Annotated in this window: 13 protein-coding genes and 5 tRNA genes; 3 read left to right on the forward strand and 15 right to left on the reverse strand. The window is 37.0% G+C overall.

Annotated elements, in window-relative coordinates:
* Positions 1 to 132 precede the first annotated feature (132 nt).
* Positions 133 to 852: a fatty acid metabolism transcriptional regulator FadR gene (gene fadR / locus AACU95_RS09395; RefSeq protein WP_004243274.1), complete on the reverse strand. Its 720-nt coding sequence runs from the start codon at positions 850 to 852 to the stop codon at positions 133 to 135.
* Positions 853 to 1,087: 235 nt separating this feature from the next.
* Between fadR and nhaB the strand changes: the two genes are divergently transcribed.
* Together nhaB and dsbB are read left to right on the forward strand one after the other, a co-directional pair.
* Positions 1,088 to 2,632: a sodium/proton antiporter NhaB gene (gene nhaB, locus AACU95_RS09400; protein WP_020945776.1), complete on the forward strand. Its 1,545-nt coding sequence runs from the start codon at positions 1,088 to 1,090 to the stop codon at positions 2,630 to 2,632.
* A gap of 171 nt (positions 2,633 to 2,803) precedes the next feature.
* The gene (dsbB, locus tag AACU95_RS09405; RefSeq protein ID WP_004248244.1) at positions 2,804 to 3,328 is read left to right on the forward strand and encodes a disulfide bond formation protein DsbB; all 525 of its coding nucleotides are present in this window, start codon (positions 2,804 to 2,806) and stop codon (positions 3,326 to 3,328) included.
* Between the two features lie 130 nt (positions 3,329 to 3,458).
* Here dsbB and AACU95_RS09410 read toward each other — a convergent pair whose 3' ends face one another.
* The 4 genes from AACU95_RS09410 to AACU95_RS09425 all read right to left on the reverse strand — a co-directional run bounded on the left by AACU95_RS09410 (position 3,459) and on the right by AACU95_RS09425 (position 6,384).
* Positions 3,459 to 3,764: a putative hemolysin gene (locus AACU95_RS09410; RefSeq protein ID WP_004250912.1), complete on the reverse strand. Its 306-nt coding sequence runs from the start codon at positions 3,762 to 3,764 to the stop codon at positions 3,459 to 3,461.
* A gap of 35 nt (positions 3,765 to 3,799) precedes the next feature.
* Positions 3,800 to 4,132, reverse strand: a complete 333-nt coding sequence (locus tag AACU95_RS09415; RefSeq protein ID WP_004243278.1) for an SMR family transporter — start codon at positions 4,130 to 4,132, stop codon at positions 3,800 to 3,802.
* A 137-nt stretch (positions 4,133 to 4,269) separates the two neighbouring features.
* The gene (locus AACU95_RS09420; protein ID WP_012368019.1) at positions 4,270 to 5,496 is read right to left on the reverse strand and encodes a sugar transporter; all 1,227 of its coding nucleotides are present in this window, start codon (positions 5,494 to 5,496) and stop codon (positions 4,270 to 4,272) included.
* 468 nt (positions 5,497 to 5,964) lie between these two features.
* Positions 5,965 to 6,384 (reverse strand): hypothetical protein, encoded by a 420-nt coding sequence (locus AACU95_RS09425; protein WP_135050041.1) that lies wholly within the window; start codon positions 6,382 to 6,384, stop codon positions 5,965 to 5,967.
* Between the two features lie 409 nt (positions 6,385 to 6,793).
* Here AACU95_RS09425 and copM point away from each other — a divergent pair, with 409 nt between their 5' ends.
* Positions 6,794 to 7,180 (forward strand): CopM family metallochaperone, encoded by a 387-nt coding sequence (gene copM / locus AACU95_RS09430; protein ID WP_004248250.1) that lies wholly within the window; start codon positions 6,794 to 6,796, stop codon positions 7,178 to 7,180.
* A gap of 73 nt (positions 7,181 to 7,253) precedes the next feature.
* Here copM and AACU95_RS09435 read toward each other — a convergent pair whose 3' ends face one another.
* The 10 genes from AACU95_RS09435 to AACU95_RS09480 form a co-directional block, all read right to left on the reverse strand.
* Positions 7,254 to 8,255, reverse strand: coding sequence for a nickel/cobalt transporter (locus tag AACU95_RS09435; RefSeq protein ID WP_004243282.1), 1,002 nt, complete (start codon positions 8,253 to 8,255; stop codon positions 7,254 to 7,256).
* Entirely contained in the window at positions 8,246 to 8,911 is a 666-nt protein-coding gene (locus tag AACU95_RS09440; RefSeq protein ID WP_087740742.1) for a DUF1007 family protein, read from the reverse strand. The genes AACU95_RS09435 and AACU95_RS09440 overlap by 10 nt, the downstream gene beginning before the upstream one ends.
* Before the next feature lie 190 nt (positions 8,912 to 9,101).
* Positions 9,102 to 9,188 (reverse strand) — tRNA-Leu (locus AACU95_RS09445).
* 193 nt (positions 9,189 to 9,381) lie between these two features.
* A tRNA-Leu gene (locus tag AACU95_RS09450) sits at positions 9,382 to 9,468 on the reverse strand.
* Between the two features lie 113 nt (positions 9,469 to 9,581).
* Positions 9,582 to 9,668, reverse strand: a tRNA-Leu gene (locus AACU95_RS09455).
* A gap of 5 nt (positions 9,669 to 9,673) precedes the next feature.
* Positions 9,674 to 9,747 (reverse strand) — tRNA-Cys (locus AACU95_RS09460).
* Between the two features lie 25 nt (positions 9,748 to 9,772).
* Positions 9,773 to 9,848 (reverse strand) — tRNA-Gly (locus AACU95_RS09465).
* A 141-nt stretch (positions 9,849 to 9,989) separates the two neighbouring features.
* The gene (pgsA, locus tag AACU95_RS09470; protein WP_004243285.1) at positions 9,990 to 10,538 is read right to left on the reverse strand and encodes a CDP-diacylglycerol--glycerol-3-phosphate 3-phosphatidyltransferase; all 549 of its coding nucleotides are present in this window, start codon (positions 10,536 to 10,538) and stop codon (positions 9,990 to 9,992) included.
* Between the two features lie 55 nt (positions 10,539 to 10,593).
* Positions 10,594 to 12,426, reverse strand: coding sequence for an excinuclease ABC subunit UvrC (uvrC, locus tag AACU95_RS09475; protein ID WP_004243286.1), 1,833 nt, complete (start codon positions 12,424 to 12,426; stop codon positions 10,594 to 10,596).
* Positions 12,410 to 13,027 (reverse strand): LuxR C-terminal-related transcriptional regulator (locus tag AACU95_RS09480; RefSeq protein WP_237612044.1); only part of this gene is annotated, 618 nt, incomplete at its 5' end. The genes uvrC and AACU95_RS09480, both read right to left, overlap by 17 nt.

The raw sequence follows: 13,027 nt of genomic DNA on the forward strand, positions 1-13,027 counted from the left end.
TAGCCCGCTATTCTTTCACTTCTCCAATAATAGTCATCATATTTCTATTACTACCATTTTCTGGATAATAAAAAATCAGCACTGGATCAATAAGATCCAATGCTGATGTTAAGACGGGATAAACGCGATGAATTAACGTTTTACTTCTTCTAAGTCACTAGGTAGTGGCGATTGGAGCTCATGCCAAATAATGCCACTCTCTTTTCCGTATTGGCGAACGCAATCCATAACGTGCTCAGTATCTTTTTGTTCACATAGCAACGCCAATTTTTTATAAAATGATAGCGCCAACTCTTTGGCCTGAACATTAGAGAAATAATAACGCCCTACACGGGTATATAATCCCTTAAGTCCGTTTAAGATCAATCCATAAATAGGATTACCGCTGGCAAATGCCAAACCACGGAAAATGTTATAGTCCAACTCACTAAACTCATCAGCACTATTTTCAGTCGTTAGTTGATGAGTCAGCACTTCTAGGGATTTTTCTGGATTATTTTTAAATGCCGTGCGAATAAAAATTGCTGAGATATTCGTTCTTACGGCTAATAAATTATCGATTAATTGTGGCACGCGATCATGATCAAGACGCGCGACAGTTTCAAGAATATTAAGACCTGACGTTTCCCAAAAGTTATTCACTTTGGTTGGTTTTCCATGCTGGATAGTTAACCAACCATCACGAGCTAAACGTTGTAAAACCTCTCTCAATGTCGTTCTTGTCACACCAATTAATTCGGAAAGCTCACGTTCTGCGGGCAGAATAGAACCTGGTGGAAAACGGTTGTTCCAAATACTTTCAACAATGTACTCTTCCGCAAAACCTGCGGGGCTTTGAGCCTTAATAACCATATTTTTATTTCTTCCGAAGCGTTTTTTCTGCTAATAATAGAAAAGATAATATCAGAATGCTTAATTTTGATATAGCTCAACCATCGCTAAATAGTGAATGGCATCATAAAACATGACACTGTTTTATCAATTTATTATTTACGAATACGCTTAATTTCACAGCGATTAGAGCGTATTATGACTAGATTGCGCATTTTAGGCGCCTAAAATCTCTATTCGGAGGATAAAAAACATAATGGATATGAGTATAAGACAAGCATTACTGAAAAATTTCATGGGGAACTCCCCTGATTGGTATAAGCTTGCTATTATTACTTTTTTAATCATCAACCCACTGATTTTTTTCTTTGTTGACCCTTTCATTGCTGGCTGGCTACTCGTTGTTGAGTTTATCTTCACTTTAGCCATGGCATTAAAATGTTATCCGCTACAACCAGGGGGATTACTTGCTATTGAGGCCGTCATTATTGGTATGACAACGCCGAAACAAATAGGTCATGAAATAGCCAACAACCTTGAAGTCATTTTATTACTGGTCTTTATGGTTGCGGGTATTTATTTTATGAAGCAATTACTTCTATTTGCTTTTACAAAATTACTCCTCTCTATTCGATCTAAACGCTTATTATCATTAGCATTCTGTTTTGCTAGTGCCTTTTTATCTGCTTTTTTAGATGCTTTAACCGTGATTGCCGTGGTGATCAGTGTTTCTTTAGGCTTCTATTCCATCTACCATAACTTTGCCTCTAACCAGGCTGATGCAGAGTTAAGCAATGATGGCTTTATTGATAGCACAGAGAAAAAACAGACCTTAGAACAATTCCGTGCTTTCTTACGTAGCTTAATGATGCATGCCGGTGTTGGTACAGCATTAGGTGGTGTGATGACGATGGTTGGTGAGCCACAAAACTTGATCATTGCAAAACACCTAGAATGGGATTTTGTCACCTTCTTTATCAGGATGTCACCCGTTACTATTCCCGTTTTCTTTGCTGGACTTGCAGTATGTTATTTGGTTGAGCGCTTTAAGCTGTTTGGTTATGGTGCCGAGCTACCTGAATTAGTGCGTAAAGTTCTCACTGATTACGATAAAAAGAACAGTGAAAAACGAACTCAACAAGAAAAAGCCCAGTTATTAATCCAAGCATTAATTGGTATTTGGTTAATTATTGCACTGGCCTTACACCTTGCTGAGGTCGGTATTATTGGTCTTTCTGTTATTATCTTAGCCACCACTTTCTGTGGTATCACTGAAGAGCACGCTTTAGGTAAAGCTTTTGAAGAAGCACTGCCTTTCACCGCATTACTTACAGTATTCTTCTCCGTTGTTGCCGTGATTATTGATCAACAGCTATTTGGTCCTATTATTCAATTTGTTCTACAGGCATCAGAATCTTCACAACTGTCACTCTTTTATCTCTTTAATGGCCTACTTTCTGCCATTTCAGATAATGTATTTGTGGGTACGGTCTATATCAGTGAAGCATTAAGCGCATTGCAAGAAGGATTAATTAGCCAATCTCAATATGAACATATTGGTGTCGCAATTAATACTGGGACTAACTTACCGTCAGTGGCAACGCCAAACGGACAAGCGGCTTTCTTATTCTTATTAACTTCTGCATTATCCCCGCTGATCCGCTTATCTTATGGACGTATGGTGATGATGGCACTTCCTTATACCATCGTTATGACACTGTTAGGATTACTTGCTGTAGAATTCTGGCTCGTGCCTATGACACATTGGTTATATGAAATTGGCTTAATCGCTATTCCATAAAAAACCATCATGAAATGAGTATTTTTTAGGGCTTTTAATGTTTAAAAGCCCTATTTTTTCATAAAAACACCTATTAATGTAAATATTTGTGAAATAAGAGATTTTACCTTTTTTTTAGTCTAGTTTTTAGGCAGAATAACAACTTATTTCAATATTATCATGGACATTGTTATGTTGAGTGCTCTTCGTCACTGGTCACAAAGTCGTTTTTCATGGTTACTGCTGGCATTAACGGCAATTGGTCTTGAAGGTGCGGCATTGTATTTTCAGTACGGAATGGAATTAATGCCTTGTGTGATGTGTGTTTATCAGCGCATTGCTGTATTAGGGATCTTAGTTGCCGCATTAATTGGTTTTTCTTCGCCAAAACTGACACTAATGCGCATGGCGGGTAGTTTTTTATGGCTTTATGCCTCATACCGCGGTATTGAACTGGCTTGGGAACATACGCAACTTATTCTTAATCCATCACCTTTTGCAACTTGTGATTTCTTTGTTACCTTGCCTTCTTGGTTTGCATTGCAAGATTGGTTCCCTGCCGTATTCCAAGCATCGGGGGATTGTTCTGTTAGCCAATGGCGGTTCTTGTCATTAGAAATGCCACAATGGATGTTAATTATCTTTTCTGCTTATTTTATTGTTGGTTTATTAGTATTAATCAGCCAAGTCACCTCTTCTTTTTCCAAAAAAGACTAACATACGCTACTGTTAGCTATAGAAAGATAGAGCGCAGATAGATTATTATCATCACAAAAATAGGCGCTTAATCAGACATTAAGCGCCTATTTTTCTAATTATCATTTATTTATGCATATCCCCAAGCGTATTAACCTGGAATACAGGCACCATCAATCAACGCTTGTTCACTACAACGTTTACCATTAGCAAATTGACAAACGGGTGTTTGACCGCCGTGTAATTCATAAGTTAACGCAGGCACTCCACCAGAAAATATACAGGTCTCTTTTGCTGGTTCCTCTAAAGGAATAGAAGGTGTGGTCGCTATCGTTTTATTGCTATTAATCACTTGAGCGGTGGTATTTTGTGCTTGTTTAGATTGACTACAGCCAGTAAGCAACGCAAAGCTGGTCAACATCAACAAAAAACACGTTGCTTTCATTTTTCTTTGCATTATAAAAACACCTAAATTATCTCTGTTATCTCTGATTAGTGTGAGGTGCTATTGGAAAGTAAGTTAATCACTAAGACGCCGGCAATAATTAATGTCATACCGACGATGGCGGGTAAATCGAGTTTTTGTTGATAGACAAAAACAGCCGCAACAGAAACTAAAACAATACCTAATCCGCTCCAAATTGCATATGCAATACCCAGTGGCATGACTTTCACAACCTGAGATAGCGCCCAAAAAGAAAAACAATACCCCACCACGACGACAATAGATGGATATAATCGACTAAAGCCATCGGATGCTTTTAACACCGTTGTTGCAATAACTTCAGATATAATGGCTAATATTAGGTAAGTTAATCCATTCATTTCTTCGCCCTACTAAGATCCAAATTCAATTTTGTGAATTCTATCACAAGATATTTCTGTGATATCTATTTTAGAACAACAAAAAAGGCATCTATTCAGCGCAATAGATGCCTTAAAATGCTATTTATAGGTTTTGTTTAATGGAGCCGGTTTTTTTCGCGAGGTTTGCCTCCCATCGCAACACGATAACGGGTAAAAATAAAGCCACACCACGCTAGTGCAATAATACTTAAGGCTGTTCCTGCATAGCCGATATTTGGCATTCCCGCGTGCAATATTACTTGATTACCTAACAAAGCCCCTGCCCCAATACCGATATTAAAGATACCTGAGTAGATCGACATGGCGATATCTGTTGCATCAGGTGCTAAGTCAATCACTTTAACCTGCAATCCTAACGCAATACACATAAAGCCTATCCCCCAAAAGATGATTAAGGCAATAAATGTGAGTGTATGTTGGCTACTTATCATCAGCGTACTTAAGCATACGGTTAAGAGAATAAGTGCAAAGAATAAGAATGAGGTTGGCATTTTGGTACTATAGCGACTAAATAACACACTCCCCAAAATTCCTGCACCGCCAAAAATCAGTAATACAATAGTGGCAAAATTTTCATCTAATTTTGCAATATCAATAACAAAAGGCTCAATATAACTATAAGCAGTAAAATGAGCGGTCACTGCGATCACCGTTAGTAAGAAAATACCCACTAATGGTGCTCGTTTTAGCAATATTGGGACACTTTTTAACGAGCCGGAATGTTCACTAGGTAATAAAGGTAAATAGCGCATTAAAGCAAGCATGGTTATCAGCGCCAGTACACCTATACCCAAAAAGGTAGCTCGCCATCCTAACCATTGTCCAACCACCCTTCCCAGAGGTAAACCCAGCACGGTAGCTAGTGCAACACCGGTTGCTAATAAACTTAATGCTTGTGCTTTTTTACCATGGGGTGCCATTCTTATTGCTAATGAGGCAGTAATCGACCAAAAAACAGCATGAGCAAAAGCGACTCCAACCCGCCCTACAATTAGCGAATTAAAATCCCATGCAACGCCAGATAAGACATGGCTTAGAATAAATACAATAAACAAAATAATCAGCAGCTTACGTCGCTCTACTTTGCTGGTCATTATCATTAATGGCAAAGACATTAGGGCAACAACCCAAGCATAAATAGTGATCATCAACCCTGTTTGAGCCGGCACCATGGCAAAGCTTTCAGAAATATTACTTAACAATGCAACAGGTACAAACTCTGTCGTATTAAATACGAAAGCAGCAAATGATAGAATAATTACCCTGATCCACGCCGTCTTACGGCTTACTTCATTAATGCTATTGGGTGTGGTGATATTCATAATTGTTTAAATACTTTTCAGTGAATTTTATAAATAGATAAAAGATACTTATGTACTACTGCCAGTGAATTTCATAAAAGAAGCGCAAATACCCATCGTTATATTTTATAACATCTAAATAGAATAGATAATAAAGTGTGTTTTATAAAGCATAAGTAAAGATAAAAACAAACTAATGAATAGAAAAACATCTGACTAAAACGAATCAGCCTATTATGTTAGCATAGGCATAGCGCTAAATTAAATCCCTACATTGGCTTCTTTTTAACGTTAACATTTTATTTGGATCGCAAAAGGGAGATCGGCAAGGAAAAATAGCGTTACTGAATTACATTTTTATTAATAAAAAATGATAACCATTTCATGCTATTATAAATAGATCTTCACGGGCTTATTGTTGCAGTTAGTCTAATAATAGAGAGTCTATATTATAAAAATAAAGAGAATAACTATACAGTAGCTTAATACTTATGGATTAATTCTGTCTATAAATTGAATAGCTTGCTCACAGGCAAAGCTTTGGGCTGGAGATGAGCTATCATTAAGGCTATTTTTAATAGCAAAAATTTGCTCAATTGATGACCGAGGAAGTAACAAACTACCTTCCGCTAGTGCTTTTTCAACACTGTCTAATTTAGACACGAGTTGATTACAACTTTCACTGTTTTCTAATGATTGATAACGTGCCATGACATCATCACGCTTACCTTTGACAAAAGAAAACATATCGTTGATTTGTGTTGAGGAGTTTTCAATAACATTACGGCTATTATTCCAAGCAGCAACGGTATCTTCTTTAAATACAGAAACAACTAAGATTGCAACAAAAATAGCAATCATAATAGTCAATGATATAATTCCTCCTGCAATAATAATTATTTGTTTCATGAAAGCCCCCACATCACTAATCATCTTTGTATCTGTATATAATTAAAGCCATTCATATTCAATATTGATTACAATTCTTTTTATTTTTTACATTTTATTACGCAGACATGTAGCCCTATTGGCATAAGAAATAATTTATTATTATAATTTAAATATTGTTAAGTTATTATACTTAAATTCTGATTTTAATTATTATTTGGACATGCGTTAAAAATAAGATTTATCGCAAGTATATCTGGTTTTCATTATAGCTATTATAACAATTATTTATTCAAGCATATTGATAATACTTTATAAGATAAAACGTCATTAAAAGTAAAGTATTCTAAACTTTTAGTTGTAACCTTGACCTTCCCCTAAGGGGAATCTTTAGAATAAGAATAATTCATACAATATAAAGGGAACACTGATGAAAAAAGTTTTACCTATCGCCATCGTTTTAATGGGTTCACTCTCTTTTGGTGCAATAGCCAATAATTCACATATGAATATGAATATGAGTACTAATGTGGCACAGAGTAACTCTCCTATGAACCAAGAGCTCATGGATTCAATGAATAAAATGCATGAAAATATGGCAAAAGGAATGAATAGTGCTAATGCAGATGTTGCATTTGCGCAGGGAATGATTGCTCACCATTTGGGAGCAATTGATATGGCAAAAATCGAGCTAAAGTATGGTACTGATCCTGAAATGCGCAAATTAGCACAAGCTATTATTGATGCACAAGGCCCTGAAATTGAACAAATGCAAAAATGGTTAGAAAAAAATAATACCAATATGCAAAATAACTAATATTTGAAACGCAGGCGTTCTATTAAGGAAAGTCTGCGTTTTCTTACATTGCCATGTCATTAACCTGTAACTATTAGCGAAATAACGGCATTATATCTTCTCTATTTAACGTTATTGCACTATTAAACATCAGTATACCTAAAAATATAAACAATATTCCTGCTAATAGACGTAGTAACTCCGCCATATACCTAAAAGATAAGTTAGTATTTTTTACCGAAAACCGATAAGCAACATTTCGCATATAATAAACTGTTAATGCAATTGCAGTAATGGTTAAAGCCGTTCCTATTGCCATTGCAATGACAGCTGCTATTCCCCAAAGATAGATATTTAATGCATATGAAAATAACAATACTAACAATGCGCCAGAGCAAGGGCGGCTGCCAATAGCGAATAGTACCAACAATTGTGCCGACCAATTCCCTTGTAATTCATTGGAAGTCACCACATGTTTATGACCACAACATGATGTTTGTGAGATTGTTTGGTTGCTTTTATGTTTATAGAGATATCTAGATCGCTTGATGATAGGTGTTGCCTGTTTAATATAAAAAGCACGCTTTTTATAGTCTGACAATAAACGACGAATAGACTGGATAAAAATAATAATGCCAGATAATGAAATTAATAAATAGCTACTATTTTCAATGTAATGACTCGCTATTTTTAAATGAGAGCTTGATAGGTTTAATATTATTAATATAACAGTAATGATAACTATGGCAACTGTACCTTGTAGCAATGAAGCAAGGACACTTAACCACGCACTTTGTTTTAATTTAGTCGGGTGAGTAGCAATATAAGTACTAATAATGACTTTTCCATGCCCAGGGCCAACAGCATGCAGTAACCCATACAAAAAACTAACACCTATTAATATAAAGCCTACTTGCCAATTATTTTCGCTAATATCTTGCATTAATTCTGCAAGATAGCTATTGATAACTTTTTGCCATTGAACATTAAAATAAGTTAGTTCAGACCAATAATAAGCAATCAATAACAAACAACTGGCTATCACTGTGAGTAAGCTAATTAGTAATCCCCTTTCCTTCGTTATATTTATTGGCATAATACTTGTACTCGTTGTGTAAAAGAGAGCCCTAAATTTAAATCACTATCAGCAGAGCCATTGATATCTAATGATTGTGCATATTCTTTTAAACTTTCATCAGCAAAAGGTTCAATCAGTTTGTGTTTACAATCAGCGATCATTTCTAAAGGCAATATGATCTGTGTATTGTCACGATAGGTCATGCTGACATAAAAAGTGGGATCATAAGTTAAAAGTTCAAAATGATGTTTAGCGAATGGCAATGGGGTGATAAATAGCACATCAAAGCTAAACTTCACCTGTAACTTCTCTTTTATAAGAGTGTAATGGCTTGGTATACGACGAAACTTTTGTTTTTTCCCATCCATATAAAACTCGGAAAAATAGTTCTGAGATAATATATTGCTCATTAATCTCGCCGCCTGTTTTTTCCAAATATCACTTTCTGGTTGCGCATTATATATATCGTACAGAATATCCATTGAGGTTATCGGATCCATAACCCAAGAAAAAGTTAATCCAATTAACTTATCATCTTGTGTATTAAAAGTTGTTTGCATATCAATAAAGCTATGAGGATGTGCTAAAACTTTTAGTGTAGTCATCAATAAAAAGAAAGACATCAATATCGAAACTGCTCGCCAAGAGAAATTTTTAAAATTAACTATCCACATAAACAAAACCACCCATGATATTTTGTTATAATATAACATCACGGATTTGTAAAATGATAGTCATTTTATGAAATTATTCTAGGTGTGTTATAACTTGGTTTAGTGAAAGCGAGGTGTTTAGAAAGCAAAAAGCCACCCTATTGGGTGGCTTAGTATTTTTAACTTACTAAAGTAGTAGTAAAGTTTTATATGGTGCCCAGGGCGGGACTTGAACCCGCACAGCCTAGAGGCCGAGGGATTTTAAATCCCTTGTGTCTACCGATTTCACCACCTGGGCTAAATTGTATTTATTTATTTTTGGTACTTATTTATTAGTTAAGTACATAATAAATAAACTTAAATCATTTTTTTGTTTTAACTTTATGTAGCTAATAACAATATTTATTACGTTAAAACTACTTTTCCTATACCAACCATCAGCGTTGTGGTTAGAAGAAAAAACGGACCTAAATTAAGGTCCGTATTTTATATGGTGCCCAGGGCGGGACTTGAACCCGCACAGCCTAAAGGCCGAGGGATTTTAAATCCCTTGTGTCTACCGATTTCACCACCTGGGCTAAATTCTGTGGTGCGTCCGTAAAATTATAACTAATTTTTACTGGTAAGGACGACTAACTACTTCCCAATGCCATTATTTATGGTCTTTTTACACCACTCTCTCAATTAGGAGTGGTGCCCAGGGCGGGACTTGAACCCGCACAGCCTAAAGGCCGAGGGATTTTAAATCCCTTGTGTCTACCGATTTCACCACCTGGGCATTTATGGAGGCGCGTCCCGGAATCGAACCGAGGTACACGGATTTGCAATCCGCTGCATGACCACTCTGCCAACGCGCCTCAACTGCTCAATCTCTTAAGAGATTGGAGCGGGAAACGAGACTCGAACTCGCGACCCCAACCTTGGCAAGGTTGTGCTCTACCAACTGAGCTATTCCCGCTTTACCGAACTTGCTGATTTACTTATTTATTTCTGTAAACCGTTGTGCCTTTCGATGCGTTGCATTCTACTGATTTCCTGAATCTAGTCAACACTATATTTGCATCTTTTTGACTGTTCGGTGAATTTTCAGTCATTTCGATCAAGCTTCACGCAAATCTGACCATGCAGCACTCAAATATTGGAACATAGACCAGAATGTTAATACCGTCGCAATGTATAACAATACAAATCCGAACCACTCAGCTTCAATAGTCGGACGCCATAATAGCACAACAAGTGCACCCATTTGTGCGGTAGTCTTCACTTTTCCAATCCAAGAAACTGCCACACTATTACGTTTACCTAATTCAGCCATCCATTCTCTTAGTGATGAGATGATAATTTCACGTGCGATCATGGTCGCTGCCGGTAAAGTGATCCACCATACATGATAGTGTTCAGTAATTAATACTAATGCTGTAGCAACCATTACCTTATCTGCAACCGGATCAAGGAAAGCCCCAAAGCGAGTGGTTTGCTTCCAACGGCGGGCTAAAAAACCGTCAAACCAGTCAGTGGCGGCAGCTACCATAAAAATAATGGCACAAATAAGGGGAGCATCTTTAAATGGTAAATAAAACACCAAAACAAAGAATGGAATTAAAGCGACACGAAATAAAGTTAGCCAAGTTGGAATATTTAGTTGCATAGCGTTCTACACGACCTAGAAAAGTGAGAGTTATTAATATGGTGCATCAATACACTTAGTGTTTCAACGCATTAAAAATTTTTTCTGCTAACGCGGTCGAAATTGTGGGAACTTTCGCAATTTCTTCAACGCTTGCATCACGTAAAGCTTGTAAACCCCCCATATACTTCAATAGCATTTGACGTCGTTTTGGTCCCACCCCCTCAATCGATTCTAGAGAACTGGTGTTTTTAACCTTAGCACGACGCTGACGATGCCCCGTTATTGCGTGACGATGCGACTCATCACGAATATGTTGGATCAAATGTAACGCGGGTGAATCAGAAGGAAGTGCCACACCTTCGCCTTCTGGTTTAAAAAATAGTGTCTCTAACCCCGCTTTACGATCACTCCCCTTCGCGACACCAATTAATTTAGGGTGTGATTTATCCCAATCGACATCAAGTGATTGAAATACGTCAATGGCTTGTGCTAATTGCCCTTTACCACCATCGATAAAAATAATATCAGGTATTTTACTCTCTTCTAATGACTTGCCATAACGACGAGTCAAAACTTGATTCATCGCGGCATAATCATCCCCCGGAGTGATCCCACTAATATTATAGCGCCTGTATTCCGATTTTAATGGGCCATTCATGTCAAATACGACACATGAAGCCACAGTTTGCTCTCCCATAGTGTGACTAATATCAAAACATTCCATTCGTTTTATCTCTTTCATCTCTAAAAGTGACATTAACGAGTTATAACGTTGAGAAATAGTTGATTGTTCAACTTGCTTAGTGGCTAATGCCGTAGCTGCATTAGTTCGTGCTAGTTTTAAATAGCGTGCTCTATCACCACGGGGTTTAGTTTGGATATGGATCTTACGTCCTGCTATCGAAGAAATTGACTCCGCTAAAATCGTTTTATCTTCAAGATTAAAATCGAGCAAAATTTCTGTGGGTAAAGTGCGGATCGCACTGCCTTGTAAATAAAATTGTCCAATAAAGGTTTGTACCACTTCGTCTAATGATGTATTTGCCGGTACTTTAGGAAAATAACTACGACTACCAAGCACTTTACCTTGACGGAAAAAGAGCACATACACACAAGCAATCGCACCATTAAATGCCACGCTAATCACATCGAGATCATCGCCAATATTAGCCACAAACTGTTTTTCAGTAACTTGTCTTACCGCGTGAATTTGGTCACGAATACGCGCAGCCTCTTCAAAGCGTAACGCTTGGCTTGCCTCTTCCATCCGTTTAATTAAGCCTTCAATCACTTGGCTGTCATCGCCGGATAAAAAAAGACGCACATAATTGACTTGCTGTGCATACTCTTCATCAGAGACATAGCCTTTTACACAAGGGGCGAGACAACGGCCTATTTGATATTGCAAACAAGGGCGTGAGCGATTGCGGTAAACACTATCTTCACATTGACGAATAGGAAATAATTTTTGCATCAAAGCTAATGTTTCTCTCACCGCCAAAGAGTTAGGGAAAGGGCCAAAGTATTCCCCTTTAGCATGTTTAGCACCACGATAACTCGCCAATCTTGGGTGTTTGTCTGCACTTAAATAAATATACGGATAGGACTTATCATCTCGTAGTAACACATTATAGCGAGGCTGATAACGCTGAATATAGCTATGCTCTAAAAGTAGCGCTTCTGTCTCCGTATGTGTCACGGTAACATCAATATTGGCAATACATTTTACTAATGCTTCTGTTTTACGACTATTCACCTGAGCACGAAAGTAGCTTGATAATCGTTTTTTCAGATCTTTTGCTTTTCCAACATAAATAACGGTGCCTGAGGCGTCATACATTCGATACACACCCGGTTGACTCGTTACTCGACTTAGAAATGCTTTAGCATCAAATATGTTTTCCACTTTGTAAGTAACTCTCTATCTCGATTAACCCATAACGAACTGCTATATGAGTTAATTCTACATCACCTGAGATTTTAAGTTTACTAAACATTCGATAACGATAGCTATTTACTGTTTTAGTGCTGATATTCAGCTCTTGTGCAATTTGTGCTATTTTTTTCCCTCTTATAATCATCGACATTATCTGTAACTCTCTTTCAGAAAGATGATGTAGCGGATTTAAGTCTGCTTGAACTTTCGTTAATGCAATATCCATAGCAATTTCTGGACTAATATAACGTTGGCCAATACAAATTTGTCGAATGGCCTGAAGCACATTCGCAGCAGAGGAATCTATAACGATAAACCCTTCAATACCTAACTGTAGCAATGTGACGGAAAGTATTGAGTCTATTTTAGGCGAAATAACCACTATTTTTATAATGGGAGAAAAACGTTTAATTCTTTTTATTACATCTATTAAAGAGACAGTAGGTAAAGAATAAAAAATAATAAGATTGACAGAATATTGTCTGCAATAACGAAAAGCTTCACTTTCATCATTCATAATCTTACGAATGTTAATTTTTTTAATCTGGCAAAGTAATTTTTCTATACCTAA

Origin of the sequence: Proteus sp. G4415 (assembly GCF_963896075.1) — a bacterium.
In the GTDB taxonomy this organism is placed as follows: Bacteria; Pseudomonadota; Gammaproteobacteria; order Enterobacterales; family Enterobacteriaceae; genus Proteus; species Proteus mirabilis.